This is a genomic window from Mycobacteriales bacterium, from assembly GCA_030697205.1.
Taxonomy (GTDB): domain Bacteria; phylum Actinomycetota; class Actinomycetes; order Mycobacteriales; family SCTD01; genus JAUYQP01.
On record JAUYQP010000044.1, the window covers coordinates 12,955 to 28,569 of the forward strand.

Sequence of the window (15,615 nt, forward strand, 5' to 3'; positions counted from 1 at the left end):
CGGTCATCTCGGCGCTGCCCGCCGCGCGACCCGGGCCGCGAAGACGCCGGCGCCGAAGCCGTTGTCGATGTTGACGACGCTGACGCCGGGTGCGCAGGAGTTGAGCATCGCGAGCAGTGCGGCGAGCCCACCCAGGCTCGCGCCGTAGCCGACGCTCGTCGGCACCGCGACCATCGGCGTCCCGACGAGCCCACCGACGACGGACGGGAGCGCTCCCTCCATGCCCGCGACCACGACGAGGCAGTCGGCGGTGTCGAGCGCCTCGCGCGCGGCGATCAGGCGGTGCAGCCCGGCGACGCCGACGTCGTCGACGCGTGTCACCTGCGCCCCGAAGACGCGGGCGGTGAGAGCTGCCTCGGCGGCGACCGGCCCGTCGCTGGTGCCTGCCGCGAGGACCGCGACGACACCGCGCGGCTCGGGCAGGTCGCCGACCGCGACGGTGCTGCCGGCGGGCCCCGGCTCGACGGTGCACGCCCACCGGTCCGCGAGCGCGTCGGCGGTCTCCTGGGTCGCGCGGGTGACGAGGACCGCGCGGCCGCCCTGCAGCGCACCCACGATGTCGAGCACCTGCGCCGTCGTCTTGCCGGCGCCGTAGACGACCTCGGGGTCGCCCGTGCGCAAGCCGCGGTGGAGGTCGACGAGGGAGTGCGCGAGGTCCTCGTAGGGCTTGCTCACCAGCCGGTCGAGCGCGTCCACCGGCGGCGTCGCCCCGGCTGCGACCGCCTCCAGCAGGCGGCTCACCTCGTCGCGGTCCACGTTGCGCAGGCTAGTGCGGTTGCGTCAGTCGACGGCGAAGGAGAGCAGGTAGAGCCCGACGAGCAGCGCTCCGCCCACGAGGAGGACCCAGCGGGCGAGACCGAGGCGCCAGCGCACCCCGTCGAGCTCCTCGGCCGTCAGTCCGCGGCGGTGGACCAGCTGCCAGCCCGCGATGAAGACGCCCACGGCCATCAGGCCGGCGAACGACCAGGCGCCCTGCAGGGCAACTGCGACGCCCATCGCGCCGCACGTGAGGACGAAGCCGGCCCGCAGTGCCTGCAGCCAGCCCGGCGCCTCGGCGCCTGTCCGTCGTACCTGGTCCACGTCGTGGCACTACCCGGCACGGGTCGACCGCTACCCTCGGGCTGTGCTCCTCGACGACAGCTCCCTCGAGGTCGTCGCCCTTGTCGCTGCCGGGGTCGCCGTCCTGTCCCTCGGCCTCGCGCTCGCGCTGCTCGTGCGCGTCGGCCGCCTGCGCAAGGCCTACGACACGCTCGTCGGCGAGGATGCCAGCGCGAGCTTCGTCGAGGCGATCGCCACGCAGCACAAGGAGTCCGAGGGCCTGCGCCGTGACGTGACGATGCTGCGCGAGGACCTCGCCGCCGCGCGCGCGGACCTGTCCGACGCGTTGCGCCACGTGGCCGTCGTCCGCTACGACGCCTTCGGCGACATGGGCGGGCGGCTGTCGTTCTCCGCCGCGCTGCTCGACGACGCCGGTGACGGCCTCGTGCTCACCTCGATCAACGGCCGCTCCGAGACCCGCACCTACGCCAAGGGCGTCAAGGGCGGCGCCTCCGGCCACTCGCTGTCGCCGGAGGAGGAGCAGGCGATCGGCTACGCGACCCGCACCGTCGCTCGGCCCGCCGACGAGGACGCCGACCTCCCTGCCGCCCCCCGCCGCAGCCGCCGCCGCTGACGGCTTCCCCTCGGGGCGTCCCCGGAGGACAGTCGTCGGCATGGGCTTCTACCGCGACCAGGTCGTCCCGCGCATCGTCGACAAGGCCTGCGCGATGGGTGACGCACCCGCACTGCGCGACCGCGTCTGCGCGGACCTGCACGGCGAGGTCCTGGAGCTCGGCTTCGGCTCGGGGCTCAACGTGCCGCACTACCCGCCGGCGGTCACACGGGTCGCGGCGGTCGAGCCCGCCGACGTCGGGTGGAAGCTCGCGGCCAAGCGGCTCGCTGCGACGACCACCCGCGTCGAGCGGGCCGGTCTCGACGGGCAGTCGCTGCCCTTCGCCGACGACTCCTTCGACTGCGCGCTGTCCACCTGGACGCTCTGCACGATCCCGGACGTGGGCCGGGCGCTCGCGGAGGTGCGCCGCGTCCTGCGGCCGGGTGGCACCTTCCACTTCGTCGAGCACGGGCTCGCCCCCGACCCGGAGGTCCAGGTCTGGCAGCGTCGGCTCGACGGCATCCAGCAGCGAATCGCCGGAGGCTGCCACCTCGACCGGCCCATCGTCGCGCTCGTCACGGGCGCGGGCTTGGAGATCAGCCACGTCGAGGAGTTCTATGAGAAGGGCGCGCCGCGCTTCGTCGCGGCCGACGCGCTCGGCGTGGCCGTCAGCCCCTGAGGGGCAGGGCGCGTCAGCCGAACAGGCCGCCGCCCCCGCCGCCGCCGTGGTCGTGCTTGGGCACGACCGGGCCCTCCGACGCCTGCACGACGACGAAGCCCTGGCCGGCGAAGGCGAGCTGGAACGCCTCCCCGGAGCCGCGACGGATGAGGGCGCCGGCACCGGCGGTGCGGACCAGCCGGGTCTGCAGCGACGAGGACCAGCAGATCGCCGACTGCAGATCGGCGTACGTCGGGGCCTCCGCGGCGTTGAGCACGACAGGGGTGCCGCACGCGCTGATGACGAGGCGGCCGGTGCCGGTGAACACCATGTTGAACACGCCCCCCGACATCACCGAGGCGCCCTCGACCCGGCGGATGTCCCAGGTGAGGCCCGGCTCGAAGGCGAGCACGTTGTCGCCGTTGACGGTCACCGAGTCGCCGTCGAGGTCGATCATGTGGAGCTCGAAGGCGTCCTGGGCGAGGAAGACGTCGCCCTTGCCGCGGCAGCGCATGAGCGGGACGCCCTCGCCGGTGACGACCTTCTTGAGGAAGCGGCCCACGCCGCCGGCTCCCTCGTAGGCGAACTCGACCTGCCCCTGGTAGGCGACCATGGAGCCTTGTCGGGCGAGCAGCTCGCCGTCGAGGGAGGCCTTGAGGAGCCTGGGGTTCTGCAGGCTGAGGGTCTCGGTGCTGGTGGTCTCGAGGTGGGCCCCGAACAGGTCGCTGCGCATGCCACCAATCTGCCATGACACCGCCGGTAGCCTTCGGCCGTGATCGACCTCAAGCTGCTCCGCGACGACCCCGAGCGGGCGCGCGCCTCCCAGACCACCCGCGGCGACGACCCGTCCCTGGTCGACGCGCTGCTCGCCGCCGACGAGGCCCGTCGGGCCGCGGTGACCGCGGCCGACGGCCTGCGGGCCGACCAGAAGTCGGTGTCGCAGTCGGTCAAGACCGCGAGCCCCGAGGAGCGGCCGGCGGTGCTCGAGCGGGCCAAGGCCCTCGCCGCAGAGGTCAAGCAGGCCGAGGCCGCGCAGGCCGAGGCGGAGGCCGCGCTGCGGCTGGCCCACCTCGCGGTCCCCAACGTCGTCGCCGGCGCCCCGCCCGGCGGGGAGGCCGACTTCGTCGTGCTGGAGCAGGTCGGCGACGTCCCGTCGTACGACTTCCCGGTCCTCGACCACCTCGACGTCGCCGCGCGCATCGGCGGCGCGATCGACACCGAGCGCGGCGCGAAGGTCAGCGGCTCGCGCTTCGCCTTCCTCACCGGCGACGGCGCGCTGCTCGAGCTCGCGCTGGTCAACCTCGCGATGTCACAGGCGCTCGCGGCCGGCTTCGTCCCGGTCATCGCGCCCTCCCTGGTGCGTCCCGAGGCGATGGAGGGCACCGGCTTCCTCGGCGCCCACGCGGCCGAGGTCTACAAGCTGGAGGCGGACGACCTCTACCTCGTCGGGACCTCCGAGGTGCCGCTCGCGGCGTACCACTCGGGCGAGGTCCTCGACGCCCTGCCGAAGCGCTACGCCGGCTTCTCCTCGTGCTACCGCCGGGAGGCCGGCTCGCACGGCAAGGACACCCGCGGCATCATCCGCGTCCACCAGTTCGACAAGGTCGAGATGTTCTCCTACGTCGCGCTGGCCGAGGCCGAGGCCGAGCACCAGCGGCTGCTGCAGTGGGAGAAGGACTTCCTCACCGCGCTGGAGCTGCCCTTCCGGGTCATCGACGTCGCGGGTGGTGACCTCGGGTCCAGCGCCGCGCGCAAGTTCGACTGCGAGGCGTGGCTGCCGTCGCAGCAGCGCTGGCTGGAGCTGACCTCGACGTCGAACTGCACCGACTTCCAGGCGCGCCGGCTCGGCATCCGCCACCGGGGCGCGGCGGGCACCAAGACGGTGGCGACCCTCAACGGCACCCTGTGCGCGATCGGTCGCACCATCGCGGTGCTGCTCGAGGTGCACCAGCAGGCTGACGGGTCGGTGCACGTCCCCGAGGCGCTGCGGCCCTGGCTGCAGGGCCGCGAGGTCCTCGCGGCTCACTCGTAGACGTAGCGCTCGCTCACCCGCACCAGCACGAGGGGGTAGCGCGCGCCTGCGGCAAGGGCCTGGCGGCCCAGTGGCGACCCCGGCTCCAGCGGCGTGACGACCACCTCGAGGACGTCGGCGGTCTCCTCAGGACCCGTGGTCCACCGGGCCGTGTCGCCGTAGCTGTTCGGAGCCGGCGACCAGCGGCCGTCGAGCTGTGCGCCCACGGCGGCCGCGACCGCCGCCGCCTCCGCGTCGACCGGACCCGACTCGGCGCCGCCCCCCTGCCAGACCTCGGTCAGGCTGGCGACGCAGTCAAGGTCGAAGCTGTCGTCGATCTTCCAGTTGTGCTGGCCCACGCTGCAGCCGTCGTCCGGGAGCTGCACGCCCGTGGCTCCAGGGACGCCGCCGGTCACCTCCGCCAGACGCGCGGGCAGGGCCGCCACCGCCGCGGTCCGGGCCTTCACCACGTGGCCGCTGTCGCGGGTCGGCTTGCGGACGTCGAGGACGTCGTCGAGGCCCCCGCTGAAGCTGACCACCACGGCGGCGACGAACAGGACGGCGCCGAGGCAGGCGACGGCGGCCACGGCGAGGACCGCCTTGGCCCAGAAGGGGACCCGGCGTCGGGGAGCGGCTGCGGCGTACCAGGTCATGGGTCCACTGTGTCGGCGCACGAGCCCGGGCGCCTGAGCAGTCCTACTCAGCCGGTGAGAGGATGACGCGATGCCAGCACTGACACCTGCACCGCGGCTCGTGGCCTCCGACCTCGACGGGACCCTCGTCCGCAGTGACGGCACGGTGTCGCCGCGCACCGTCGCGGCCATCGCCGCCGTCGAGGCCGCCGGTGCCCCCTTCGTCATGGTGACCGGTCGGCCCTCGCGCTGGATGCACCCGCTGGTCGAGGCCACCGGCCACCGCGGCCTCGCGGTCTGCGCCAACGGCGCGGTGCTCTACGACCTGCACACCGAGCGGGTCGTGGAGGCGCACCTGCTCACCACCGACGTCGCCGCCGAGGTCGTCGCGTCCCTGCGCGCCGCCGTGCCGGGCATCGCCTTCGCCGTCGAGCACCCCGAGCGGGGCTTCGGCCACGAGGCGACCTACGTGCCGAGGTGGGAGCAGCCGGAGCCTCCCCAGCCGGTCGAGGACCTCGTGCACGGCGGCGTCATCAAGCTGCTCGGCCGGCACGAGGAGTACGGCTCCGACGAGCTGCTCGCCGCGGCCCGCGAGGCGCTCGGCGACCTCGCGGAGTGCACGCACTCCAGCGACGACGGGCTGCTCGAGATCTCCGCGGTCGGGGTCAGCAAGGCCAGCGGGCTCGCGGCCTTCGCGGCCTCGCACGGCATCGACGCCGCCGACGTGATCGCCTTCGGTGACATGCCCAACGACATCCCGATGCTGCTGTGGGCAGGTCGCGGGGTGGCGATGGGCAACGGCCACCCCGAGGTCCTCGAGGTCGCCGACGAGGTCACCGGCCCGGTCGACGACGACGGTGTCGCGGACGTCCTCGAGCGCTGGTTCTCCTAGCGGGTCTGGCTAGAGGTACTGCCCGGTGCTGCCGGGCGCGCCGGGCTGGTCTGGGCCTGGGCCGATGGCGGGCCGGCCACGCATCTGCTCGAGCTGCACGCGGGCCGCGACCTGCTGCGCGACGAGCGCGGTCTGGATGCCGTGGAAGAGCCCCTCGAGCCAGCCGACGAGCTGGGCCTGCGCGATCCGCAGCTCCGCGTCGGATGGCGTCGCGTCGGTCGTGAAGGGCAGTGTCAGCCGCTCGAGCTCCTCCTGCAGCTCCGGCGCGAGGCCGTCCTCGAGCTCCTTGATGGAGCGGGAGTGGACCTCTCGCAGCCGCTCGCGGGCGGCCTCGTCGAGCGGCGCCGAGCGGACCTCCTCGAGCAGCTGCTTGACCATCGAGCCGATCCGCATGACCTTCGCGGGCTGCTCGACGAGGTCGGCCGGGCTGCGCTCCTCCGAGCCGTTCGCCTCGGGGATCGCCATGCTCCCCACGGGCTGACCGTCGGGACCCACGATGACCACCTGCTGCTGCTCCTCGGACATGCGATGCACCCTATGCGGTTGGCTCGGGCTATGACCCTCGACGTCGGCGCCGTCCGCGACTGCTTCCCCGCCCTTGCCGAGGGCCTCGCCCACTTCGACGGACCGGGCGGCACGCAGGTCCCGCGGTCGGTCGCGGACGCCGCCCACCGCGCCTTCACCGAGGCGGTGTCCAACCGGCACGGGACCTTCGCGAGCAGCCACCGGGCCGACGCCATCGTGGATGCCGCACGGTTCGCGGCGGCCGACCTGCTCGGTGCCGACCCGCGCGGCGTCTTCTTCAGCCAGTCGATGACGGCCGGCACCTACGTCCTCGCCTCGGCGCTGGCGCGCACCTGGCAGCCGGGCGACGAGGTGGTCGTGAGCCGGCTCGACCACGACGCCAACATCCGCCCGTGGGTGCAGGCCGCCGCCCGCGCGGGGGCCACCGTCGTGTGGGCCGACGTCGACGAGACGACCGAGCTCCAGGAGTACGACGACCTCGTCTCCGAGCGGACCCGGCTCGTCGCGGTCACCGCGGCCTCCAACGCCACCGGCACCCGCCCCGACGTCGCCCGGATCGCCGCGCTCGCCCACGCCGCAGGGGCCCTCGTCGTCGTCGACGGGGTCGCCTCGACACCGCACCTGCCGGTCGACCTCGCGACCAGCGGCGCGGACGTCTGGGCCTGCAGCGCCTACAAGTGGTACGGCCCGCACCTCGGCGTCCACGCGGCCTCGCCGGCGCTGCTCGAGACACTGCACCCCGACAAGCTGCTCGCCAGCACCGAGGAGGTGCCCGACCGCTTCGAGCTCGGGACACCGGCCTTCGCGCAGCTCGCTGCTCTCACCGCGGCCGTCGACTGGATCGCCTCGTGGGGCGCGGGTGCGACGCGACGCGAGCAGGTGCTGTCGGCGATGGCGGGGTTCGCTGCGCACGAGGAGGCTGTCTTCGCCCGCCTCACCGACTCCCTCACCGGCAGGGACGACGTGTCACTGGTCGGCGCGCCGACCCGGCGTACCCCGACTGTGGCCTTCCAGGTGGCGGGGCGCACGCCCCAGCAGGTGGCTGCGGAGCTGGGGGCGAAGGGCGTCGCGGTCTGGGCGGGGCACTACTACGCGATCGAGCTGATGGCGCGGCTCGGGCTCCCCGACGGGGCGGTCCGGGCGGGCGTGGTCTGCTACTCCACCGACGACGACGTCGACCGACTCCTGGAGGCCCTGCCGTGAACCCGACTGTCTCGCGTGAGATGTGGAAGGCGATGGAGCCGTTCCACGCGATGGTCTACTTCACGCCCGAGCCGCAGGAGGAGTACGCCGCGATCGGCCTCGACGGCGCGGCCAACCCGGCGCACGCCTACTTCCCCGCCCGGGCCGCGTGCCTCGGCGCGGTGCCGTGGCAGGTCGTGCAGTCGACGTTCTTCAACTTCTCCGCCGCGGTGTGCCGGCTCGGCATCGAGGACGCGTGGGACATCGCCTCGCCGGAGCAGGTGCTCGCCGCCCGCTACCGCGGCGTCGAGCGGGCCATCACCCGGCTGTGCGGCCCGCTGCTCGACGACGTGACCGAGGCGCTCGAGCTCGCCACCGAGGCCACGGCCGGCTGCGCCGTCGAGGGTCGCCCGCTCTACGCCGGGCACGCCTCGCTCGCCTGGCCCGAGGCGCCGGCGCTGCGGCTGTGGCACGCGGTCGCGCTGCTGCGCGAGTTCCGAGGCGACGGCCACATCGCGGCGCTCGTCGGCCAGGGCCTCACCGGGCTGCAGGCCGCGGTGCTGCACGTGACGACCCGTGAGTCGTGGTCGCGCCGCGCGCTGCAGGCGACCCGCGGCTACTCCGACGAGGAGTGGGACGGCGCGGTCGCCGCCCTGCAGGCCCGCGGCCGGCTCGATGCCGACGGTGCCTTCACCGATGCCGGCCGGGCCGCCCGGCAGGAGGCCGAGGACGCCACCGACCGGCTCGCGCTGCCGCCATGGGAGGTCCTCGGTGAGGAGCGCGCCCTGCGGCTGCGCGACCTGGTGCAGCCGCTGTCGACGGCGATCCTCGACAACGGCGGGATGCCCTTGCTGTCCAAGGCCCGCGACCGCGAGCGCGCCGCCGCGACCTGAGGCGCCCGACCTCACCTCCCCACCTCCCCCGGAGATCACCAGGTGATCTGCACGGGACTCGCCGGGCGGCACGTGCAGATCGCCTGTCGATCATGAGGGAGCGGGCGAGGACGGGGGCGGGGGGCGGTCCTGCTCGCGGGTCAGGTCGTGAGGAGCACCTTGCCGACGTGCTCGGAGGCGCCCACGACGCGGTGCGCCTCGGCGACGTCGGCGAGCGGCAGCACCCGGTCGATGACGGGCCGCACCTCGCCGGCCTCGACCATCGGCCACACGTGGGCCAGCACCTCCGCGACGATGGCGGCCTTCTCGTGCAGCGGCCGGGCCCGCAGCGCGGTGGCGTGGACCGAGGCGCGCTTGCCGAGCAGCGCCGCGAGGTCGAGCTCGCCCTTCACCCCGCCCTGCAACCCGATGACGACCAGCCGCCCGCCGGTGGTGAGCGCCTCGATGTTGCGACCGAGGTACGCCGCACCCATGTTGTCGAGGACCACGTCGGCCCCGCCGAGTCCGCGGACGACCTCGACGAAGTCCTCGTCGCGGTAGAGCACCGCGCGGTCCGCTCCCAGCGCGAGCGCGCGCTCGGCCTTCGCCGGCGACCCGACGGTGCACACCACCGTCGCGCCGGCCCGCGAGGCGACCTGGATCGCGTGGGTGCCGATGCCGGAGGTGCCACCGTGGACGAGGAACGTCTCGCCCGGCTGCAGACCGGCCAGCGCGAAGACGTTGGACCAGACCGTGCAGGCGACCTCGGGCAGTGCCGCGGCGTCGACCACTGACAGGCCGGTCGGCACGGGGAGCAGCTGACCGGCGGGGACGGCGACCTTCTCGGCGTAGCCCCCTCCTGAGAGCAGGGCGCACACCTCGTCGCCGACCTGCCACCCGACGACGCCCTCGCCGAGGGCGCTGATGCGGCCGCTGCACTCGAGCCCGGGAACGGCGGTCGCGCCGGGCGGCGGGCGGTAGAGGCCCTGGCGCTGCAGGAGATCTGCGCGGTTGACGGCGGTCGCGACGACGTCGACGACAACCTCGTCGTGTCCCGCGACCGGGTCGTCGACGTCGACGAGGACGAGGGCCTCGGGGCCGCCGAAGGACGGCAGCGTCACGGCCCTCACGCGGGCGTGGTGGAGCGGGCCGTCGCGGTGACGTCCATCGAGAACGAGAAGCCCTGGACCGTGCCGTTGCCCTTCGTCCGCTCCTTGACGGGCAGGTGCAGCGACTCGGCGTAGTGGGTGGTGATCTCGCCGGTGTAGCTGATGTCGCCCGACAGCCGCAGCGTCGTCTGGATGACCTGCGTCGCGACCTGCTTTCCACCGATGGTGAGGGTCTCGCTGCGCACGACCTTGGAGTTCTGCGTCGCGCGGGTCTTGCCGTCGGTGCTCGTCGCGACCCACGACCAGGTCGTGCCGACCGTCGCCGGCGTGGGCACGAGCACCTCGGCAGGGTCGAACTCGAAGGCCTTGTCGAAGCCTGCGTTGGTGATCTGCAGCCGCGCGACGTAGGTGCCGTTCTCCCGGACCAGCACGTCCTGCTCGGTACGGCTGTCCTCGCCTTCGAGCACCGAGTGCTGCGTGCCGTCGACGACCGGGTCGACGGTGAGCGTCGAGGTGCCGTCGACGGGCTGCGGTGCCCCGCCGAGGCTGAAGGTCCCGCTGCTGTCGTAGAGGTAGTCGCCCGGTGCGGTCGCCTGCCGCTCGGCCGTCTTGCCGGCGCTGGAAGGGGCCACGGCGGCCGTCGTACGACGGGGCGCTGCGCCGGTCGCTCCGCTGGTGGGCGCATTGGTCCCTGCTGCGGCCGGCCCGCCACCTGTCGTCGGCGCCTGGCTGGTGCCGGGTCCGGCGGACGTGGTCGAGGCGTCCGGCGTGGCCGCGCTGCTCGCGGTGGTGGTCGCGCTCGACGGGCTGGCCCCTCCGGCGGTGGTCGCGGGGTCACCCCCGCAGGCGGTCAGGGCGACGAGGGCGACGGCGGCAGCAGTGGCGGCAGTGACGAGACGGGGCAGGCGCATGGGCTCCAGTCTGCGGCACAGGAGGGGGTCGTGGGCTGTCGGGAGGGCGACAGTGCGAAACCCCGTGAGGGTGTTGGGTGCGTGGGTGTGGTTGACGACGTGGCGGGACCTCCAGTGGCGCGTGCGCCGTTTCGTGATCGCCGGCACCGGGGCTGCCCTGGTCTTCGCGATGACGCTCGTGATGGCCGGGCTGTCGAGCAGCTTCACCGCCGAGGCGCAGCGCACGGTCGACCTCGTGGGCGCCGACGCCTGGGTCACGCCGACCGGCGTCGACGGCGTCTTCACGACTCCGTCGGTCGTCGCGGCCGACCGGGCAGAGGAGGTCGCGCGGATGCCCGGCGTCGAGCGGGCCGACCCGATCGTGGTCCTGCACCACACGGTGCGTCGTGACCGCATCGTCGACGTCAACCTCGTCGGCTACGCCGACGGTGGGCTCGGTCAGCCGGACGGCGTGACCGGACGGCTCCCGCAGGCCGTCGGCGAGGTCGTGGCGGACACCTCCCTCGGGGCGCGGGTCGGTGAGCGGATCGACCTTGCAGGAAGGCGGTTCGAGGTCGTCGGCACCACCGAGGGCCGAACCATCAACGCCGGGCAGCCGCTGCTCTTCCTGCGGATCGGGGACGTCCAGGACGCGGTCGTCGGCGGCGCCGACGTCGCGTCGGCGATCGTCACCCGCGGGGTGCCGGAGTTGCTGCCCGAGGGGCTCTCGTCGCGCACCCGTGACGAGACCCGGCTCGGGCTGCTGCGCCCGCTCGAGGGCGCGGTCGCCTCGATCCGCCTCGCCCAGCTGCTGCTGTCCTTGGTCGCCGCGCTCGTCATCGGCTCGGTCGTCTACCTGTCGGCGCTGGAGCGGGCGCGCGACTTCGCCGTCTACAAGGCCACCGGCTGGTCGACGCGGTCGCTCGCCAGTGGCCTCGCCGTGCAGGCCGTGGTGCTGTCCGTGGGCGCCAGCCTCGTGGGGATCCTCGTCGCCCTTGCCCTCGTGCCGGTCTTCCCGATTGCGTTCACGATCCCGACCGCCTACGTCCTGGCTCTGCCGGTCGTCGGTGTCCTCACCGGCCTGGTCGCGTGCATCAGCGGACTGCGCCGCGCGGTCGGGGTCGACCCGGCTCTGGCGTTCGGAGCGGCGGTATGACGAGCCTGCGGGTCGAGGACCTGACGGTCACCTATCGCAGCGGCGACTACGACGTGCGGCCGCTCGACGGCTTCACCATGCAGGCGCTCGACGGTGAGATGGTCCTGCTGCTCGGGCCCTCCGGGTGCGGCAAGACCACGCTGCTGTCCTGCCTCGCCGGCATCCTCACCCCCAGCGACGGGAGCATCCGAGTCGCCGGCACCGAGCTGGTCGGGCTGTCGGGCGCGGACCTCACCGCCTACCGCCGCCGCACCGTCGGCGTCGTCTTCCAGGCCTTCAACCTGGTGCCGTCGCTGACCGCGCTCGAGAACGTCATGACGCCGCTGCTCGCCACCGGCACCAAGCGGGCGGTGGCGCGGCTGCGGGCCGCCGAGCTGCTCGACGAGGTCGACCTCGCCGCCCGCGCGGGCCACCGGCCGGGACAGCTCTCGGGTGGTCAGCAGCAGCGGGTCGCGATCGCCCGGGCGCTCGCCCACGACCCGCCGCTGCTGCTCGCCGACGAGCCGACCGCCCACCTCGACTACCTGCAGGTCGAGGGCGTCCTCGCGCTGCTGCGTCGGCTCGCCACCGCCGGCCGGGTGGTCGTGGTCGCCACCCACGACGATCGGATGCTGCCGCTCGGCGACCGCGTCGTCGACCTCGCGGCCGCGACCGCCGACGGCGCCGCCCGTCAGCAGGTGGAGCTCGCTGCCGGCGAGGTGCTGTTCCGCCAGGGAGAGCGCGGCCGGCTCGTCTACGTCGTCACCGACGGCGAGGTGGAGCTCCTGCGCGAGCGCGCCGACGGCAAGGAGGAGCGGCTCGCCCTCTGCAAGCCCGGCGACTACTTCGGCGAGCTCGCCCCGCTGCTCGGCTTCCCGCGCGCCGCCACCGCCAGGGCGCGGCGTAACACGACCCTCACGGCGTACGACGTCGCGGAGTTCCGCACGCTGGTCGGTGCCGACGGCGTTGCCACTCTGCTCGGCCGGCGCCGCGGCACCCGCCGCCCGACCGTCCCCTCCCCGTAGCCCGCACCCGTCACCCGTAGCCGCCCACCCCGCCCCGGGACCGATTGGGTGGGTTCTCTCGGCGCGCCGCGCGCCGCCACGCCGAGGAATGCCACCCAATCCGAGGGAGTCAGGGGGCGGGACCGGCAGATGAGGTCGGGCGGGCGGCGGGGTGGCGGGGCGGGCAGCGGGGTGGGTGGCAGGGTGGGCGGGTGAGCTTCTACGAGCCGCTGGGCTCCGACGGGACCCGCTGGTGGGCGACCACCCACACGACGGGTCCGTGGGACCCGGGCTTCCAGCACGGGGGTCCGCCGAGCGCGCTGCTCGGCCGCGCGGTGGAGCGGTGCGCACCGCGCGAGGACACCGTCGTCGCCCGCGTGACCGTCGAGATCCTCGGCGCGGTCCCGGTCGGCGAGCTCGACCTGACCGCGCGCGTCACGAGGCCCGGCCGCAGCGTCGAGCTCGTCGAGGCGAGCCTGTCGGCGCAGGGTCGCGACGTCGCGGTCGCCCGGGCGTGGCGGGTCCGGAGGACCGAGGGCGTCACCGTCGCCCCGCGCGCCGCGGCCCCGCCCCCGCTGCCCGCGCAGGGCGAGAGCGGACCGGTCGAGGGCTGGGGCGACGGCTACCTCTCGGCCGTCGAGTGGCGCCTCGTCAGCGGTCACTGGCTCGAGCCCGGGCCCGCGACGGCGTGGAGCCGCCTGCGCCAGTCGGTCGTGCCCGACGAGGAGCCGAGCGGTCTGCAGCGGCTGCTGGCCGTGGCCGACAGCGGCAACGGCCTGTCCAGCGAGCTCGACCTGCGGGAGTGGCACTTCATCAACCCGGAGCTCACCGTCCACGTGCACCGGCAGCCGGTCGGCGAGTGGGTCTGCGTCGACGCGGTCACGACCGTCGGCGAGACCGGCCTCGCGACGACCCGGCTGTCCGACCTCGACGGACCGGTCGGTGTCGGCGCCCAGTCGCTGCTCGTCGCGCCCCGCCCCTGACCGGGCGAGCCTGACTAACCGGCGCGCAGCGCCCGCAGCCCCAGCACCGACGAGCCGACCGCTCCGAGCCCGCCGAGGGCGGTGAGGGCGAAGGCCGCCGTCGACCCGGAGTGCTCGGCGAGGACCCCGCCGACGGCGCTGCCGACGGCGGCGCCCGCGAAGATCATGCTGCCGTTCCAGGCGAAGGCCTCGGTGACGGTGCCCGACGGCGCGGCCGCTCCGAGCAGCACCGAGTTGCACGCGCTGAAGGGAGCGATCGTCGTGCCGTAGGCGAACAGCGCCACCGACAGCATGAGCACGGTGCCGGTCAGCACGGGCAGCATCGAGGCGACGGCCAGCGCGGCGACGAGCACCGGCAACTGCCGGGCGGGCCGGGTGGTCGGGTGCAGGGAGCCGTAGACCAGGCCGCCCGCCATCGAGCCGAGGCTCCACACGGCCAGCACGATCCCGGTCACACCGGTCGAGCGCCCCGCCTCCTCGACGAAGGCCGTGACCGCCACCTCGACCGACCCGAAGCCCAGCCCGATCCAGAAGACGGTGAGGAGCAGGGCCCGCACGACGGGGGAGGTCAACGGGCCGTACGACGACGCTGCGCGGTCGGGGTGTGGCTCGACCGTGCGCACGACCGGCAGCCCCGCGAGCCACAGCGCACCGAGGGAGCTGAGCCCGGCCGAGAGCAGCAGCGCGGTGGACGGCCCCTCCAGCGCGATCCCGATCGCGACGAGCAGCGGGCCGAGCACGAAGCACAGCTCGACGACCACCGCCTCCAGGGCGTAGGCGGTCGCGATGCCGGGGCCGTGCACCAGGGTGCCCCAGAGCGCGCGCATCACGGCGCCGTGCGGAGGCACGGTCGCACCGGCCGCGACGGCGGCGAGAAGCAGCGCGACCAGCGGCGCGTCGACGGAGCAGAGCGCCACGAGGGCGACCAGGCCGATCGGGTGCACGAGGCCGCACTGCACGAGCACCCGGCGCGGACCGCCGCGGTCGGCGGAACGCGCGCGCCCAGGGGCGGCCACCGCGAAGGCCAGCGCGTAGGCGGCCGAAACCGCACCGGCCACGGCGTACGAGCCGGTCGTGTCCTTGACCAGCAACAGGACCGCGAGCCCGGTCATGCCGAGGCTCAGCCGTCCGACGACGCTCGCGGTGAGGGCAGCGCTGGCGCCGGGCGGGCGCAGAACGGTGGCGTAGCGGGCGAGGGCACTCACCGGGGCGAGGGTAGGCCTGCCGTCACGGTGCGGGGCCGCGGCACCGCGACCGGGCGGGGCAGGACGAAGCGGCGGTCGAGCAGCGCGGTGAGCTCCGCGGCCGGCAACGGCGGGCTGAACAGGTAGCCCTGCGCGAAGGGGCAGCCGGCCTGGCACAGCGCCTGCAGCTGGGACTCCGTCTCGACGCCCTCGGCGACGACGTGCACGCCGAGCTCGAGCCCGAAGCGGACCAGTGCGACGGTGAGGGCCGGGTCGGTGTCGAGGTCCCAGGTGAAGGACCGGTCGATCTTGATGCCCTTGACGGGGAAGCGCTTGAGGTAAGACAGCGAGGAGAAGCCCGTGCCGAAGTCGTCCATCGTGACGTTGACGCCGAGCGCCGCGAGCGAGCGCAGCACGTCCTCGTGGCCTCGCCCCTCGACCGACAGCAGCGACTCGGTGACCTCGACGACGAGCGCGTCGAGCGGCAACCCCGCCTCGGCGCACAGCGCCTGCATCCGCAAGGGCAGCGCGGAGTCGTCGAGGTCGGCGACGGACACGTTGATGCCGATGCTGAAGGGACGCTCGCCGGTCGCCTCCCACCACAGCGCGGCCTGCCGGATCGCGATGTCGGCGACCATCGCGTCGAGCCGCCCGACGAGGCCGTGCCTCTCCGCGGTGGGCAGGAAGGCCGACGGGGGTAGCAGCACGCCGCCGTCGGGCAGGCGCAGCCGGGCCAGCGCCTCGGCCGCCACGACGTAGCCGGACCGCAGGTCGACGACCGGTTGGTAGACGACGGTCAGGCCGCCCGTGTCCAGCGCAGCGGTCAGCGCAGCAGCGCTGAGCTGGCGGGGCGGGGACCGGTGCACCGGATCAGCGTGGCTCACAGG

At 74.3% G+C, this 15,615-nt stretch carries 18 protein-coding genes; 9 read left to right on the forward strand and 9 right to left on the reverse strand.

The window, feature by feature from the left end; all coding sequences use genetic code 11:
* Positions 1-3: 3 nt before the first annotated feature.
* Positions 4-756, reverse strand: coding sequence for a nickel pincer cofactor biosynthesis protein LarB (larB, locus tag Q8R60_14030; GenBank protein ID MDP3713590.1), 753 nt, complete (start codon positions 754-756; stop codon positions 4-6).
* Positions 757-780: 24 nt separating this feature from the next.
* Positions 781-1,080 (reverse strand): hypothetical protein, encoded by a 300-nt coding sequence (locus Q8R60_14035; protein MDP3713591.1) that lies wholly within the window; start codon positions 1,078-1,080, stop codon positions 781-783.
* Between the two features lie 43 nt (positions 1,081-1,123).
* Here Q8R60_14035 and Q8R60_14040 point away from each other — a divergent pair, with 43 nt between their 5' ends.
* Positions 1,124-1,672: a DUF4446 family protein gene (locus Q8R60_14040; GenBank protein ID MDP3713592.1), complete on the forward strand. Its 549-nt coding sequence runs from the start codon at positions 1,124-1,126 to the stop codon at positions 1,670-1,672.
* A 40-nt stretch (positions 1,673-1,712) separates the two neighbouring features.
* The gene (locus Q8R60_14045) at positions 1,713-2,330 is read left to right on the forward strand and encodes a class I SAM-dependent methyltransferase (GenBank protein ID MDP3713593.1); all 618 of its coding nucleotides are present in this window, start codon (positions 1,713-1,715) and stop codon (positions 2,328-2,330) included.
* A gap of 13 nt (positions 2,331-2,343) precedes the next feature.
* Here Q8R60_14045 and Q8R60_14050 read toward each other — a convergent pair whose 3' ends face one another.
* Entirely contained in the window at positions 2,344-3,042 is a 699-nt protein-coding gene (locus Q8R60_14050) for an AIM24 family protein (protein ID MDP3713594.1), read from the reverse strand.
* 39 nt (positions 3,043-3,081) lie between these two features.
* Between Q8R60_14050 and serS the strand changes: the two genes are divergently transcribed.
* Entirely contained in the window at positions 3,082-4,341 is a 1,260-nt protein-coding gene (gene serS / locus Q8R60_14055) for a serine--tRNA ligase (protein MDP3713595.1), read from the forward strand.
* On the opposite strand, the gene Q8R60_14060 is transcribed toward serS, so the two are convergent.
* Positions 4,332-4,973 carry a hypothetical protein gene (locus Q8R60_14060; GenBank protein MDP3713596.1) on the reverse strand — a complete coding sequence of 214 codons (642 nt, stop codon included), beginning with the start codon at positions 4,971-4,973 and terminating at the stop codon, positions 4,332-4,334. The two genes, serS and Q8R60_14060, sit on opposite strands and share 10 nt — an antisense overlap.
* A gap of 70 nt (positions 4,974-5,043) precedes the next feature.
* On the opposite strand from Q8R60_14060, the gene Q8R60_14065 reads away from it, so the two are divergent.
* On the forward strand, positions 5,044-5,844 hold the full coding sequence (locus Q8R60_14065; protein ID MDP3713597.1) for a Cof-type HAD-IIB family hydrolase: 801 nt from the start codon (positions 5,044-5,046) through the stop codon (positions 5,842-5,844).
* Between the two features lie 9 nt (positions 5,845-5,853).
* Here Q8R60_14065 and Q8R60_14070 read toward each other — a convergent pair whose 3' ends face one another.
* Positions 5,854-6,309 carry a bacterial proteasome activator family protein gene (locus Q8R60_14070; GenBank protein MDP3713598.1) on the reverse strand — a complete coding sequence of 152 codons (456 nt, stop codon included), beginning with the start codon at positions 6,307-6,309 and terminating at the stop codon, positions 5,854-5,856.
* Between the two features lie 90 nt (positions 6,310-6,399).
* Between Q8R60_14070 and Q8R60_14075 the strand changes: the two genes are divergently transcribed.
* Both Q8R60_14075 and Q8R60_14080 read left to right on the forward strand, forming a co-directional pair.
* Complete coding sequence (locus Q8R60_14075; GenBank protein ID MDP3713599.1) at positions 6,400-7,572, forward strand: cysteine desulfurase-like protein; 1,173 nt, start codon at positions 6,400-6,402, stop codon at positions 7,570-7,572.
* The gene (locus tag Q8R60_14080) at positions 7,569-8,444 is read left to right on the forward strand and encodes a hypothetical protein (protein ID MDP3713600.1); all 876 of its coding nucleotides are present in this window, start codon (positions 7,569-7,571) and stop codon (positions 8,442-8,444) included. The genes Q8R60_14075 and Q8R60_14080 overlap by 4 nt, the downstream gene beginning before the upstream one ends.
* Before the next feature lie 140 nt (positions 8,445-8,584).
* On the opposite strand, the gene Q8R60_14085 is transcribed toward Q8R60_14080, so the two are convergent.
* Positions 8,585-9,553, reverse strand: a complete 969-nt coding sequence (locus tag Q8R60_14085) for an NAD(P)H-quinone oxidoreductase (protein ID MDP3713601.1) — start codon at positions 9,551-9,553, stop codon at positions 8,585-8,587.
* Positions 9,550-10,443 carry a hypothetical protein gene (locus Q8R60_14090; protein ID MDP3713602.1) on the reverse strand — a complete coding sequence of 298 codons (894 nt, stop codon included), beginning with the start codon at positions 10,441-10,443 and terminating at the stop codon, positions 9,550-9,552. Before Q8R60_14090 ends, Q8R60_14085 begins: the two co-directional genes overlap by 4 nt.
* Before the next feature lie 121 nt (positions 10,444-10,564).
* On the opposite strand from Q8R60_14090, the gene Q8R60_14095 reads away from it, so the two are divergent.
* From Q8R60_14095 to Q8R60_14105, 3 genes are all read left to right on the forward strand, one after another.
* The gene (locus Q8R60_14095; protein MDP3713603.1) at positions 10,565-11,578 is read left to right on the forward strand and encodes an ABC transporter permease; all 1,014 of its coding nucleotides are present in this window, start codon (positions 10,565-10,567) and stop codon (positions 11,576-11,578) included.
* Positions 11,575-12,582: an ATP-binding cassette domain-containing protein gene (locus Q8R60_14100; GenBank protein ID MDP3713604.1), complete on the forward strand. Its 1,008-nt coding sequence runs from the start codon at positions 11,575-11,577 to the stop codon at positions 12,580-12,582. Before Q8R60_14095 ends, Q8R60_14100 begins: the two co-directional genes overlap by 4 nt.
* Positions 12,583-12,773: 191 nt before the next feature.
* The gene (locus tag Q8R60_14105; protein MDP3713605.1) at positions 12,774-13,544 is read left to right on the forward strand and encodes a thioesterase family protein; all 771 of its coding nucleotides are present in this window, start codon (positions 12,774-12,776) and stop codon (positions 13,542-13,544) included.
* 14 nt (positions 13,545-13,558) lie between these two features.
* On the opposite strand, the gene Q8R60_14110 is transcribed toward Q8R60_14105, so the two are convergent.
* Positions 13,559-14,749 (reverse strand): hypothetical protein, encoded by a 1,191-nt coding sequence (locus Q8R60_14110; protein ID MDP3713606.1) that lies wholly within the window; start codon positions 14,747-14,749, stop codon positions 13,559-13,561.
* Complete coding sequence (locus Q8R60_14115) at positions 14,746-15,594, reverse strand: EAL domain-containing protein (protein MDP3713607.1); 849 nt, start codon at positions 15,592-15,594, stop codon at positions 14,746-14,748. Before Q8R60_14115 ends, Q8R60_14110 begins: the two co-directional genes overlap by 4 nt.
* Positions 15,595-15,615: the final 21 nt, after the last annotated feature.

What these genes read in the sequence shown, in the direction of transcription:
- Q8R60_14045 (MDP3713593.1), top strand. Translation starts at nt 1,713, where the DNA reads ATGGGCTTCTACCGCGACCAGGTCGTCCCGCGCATCGTCGACAAGGCC.
- Q8R60_14050 (MDP3713594.1), bottom strand. Translation starts at nt 3,042, where the DNA reads ATGCGCAGCGACCTGTTCGGGGCCCACCTCGAGACCACCAGCACCGAG.
- Q8R60_14060 (MDP3713596.1), bottom strand. Translation starts at nt 4,973, where the DNA reads ATGACCTGGTACGCCGCAGCCGCTCCCCGACGCCGGGTCCCCTTCTGG.
- Q8R60_14065 (MDP3713597.1), top strand. Translation starts at nt 5,044, where the DNA reads ATGCCAGCACTGACACCTGCACCGCGGCTCGTGGCCTCCGACCTCGAC.
- Q8R60_14070 (MDP3713598.1), bottom strand. Translation starts at nt 6,309, where the DNA reads ATGGCGATCCCCGAGGCGAACGGCTCGGAGGAGCGCAGCCCGGCCGAC.
- Q8R60_14075 (MDP3713599.1), top strand. Translation starts at nt 6,400, where the DNA reads ATGACCCTCGACGTCGGCGCCGTCCGCGACTGCTTCCCCGCCCTTGCC.
- Q8R60_14090 (MDP3713602.1), bottom strand. Translation starts at nt 10,443, where the DNA reads ATGCGCCTGCCCCGTCTCGTCACTGCCGCCACTGCTGCCGCCGTCGCC.
- Q8R60_14100 (MDP3713604.1), top strand. Translation starts at nt 11,575, where the DNA reads ATGACGAGCCTGCGGGTCGAGGACCTGACGGTCACCTATCGCAGCGGC.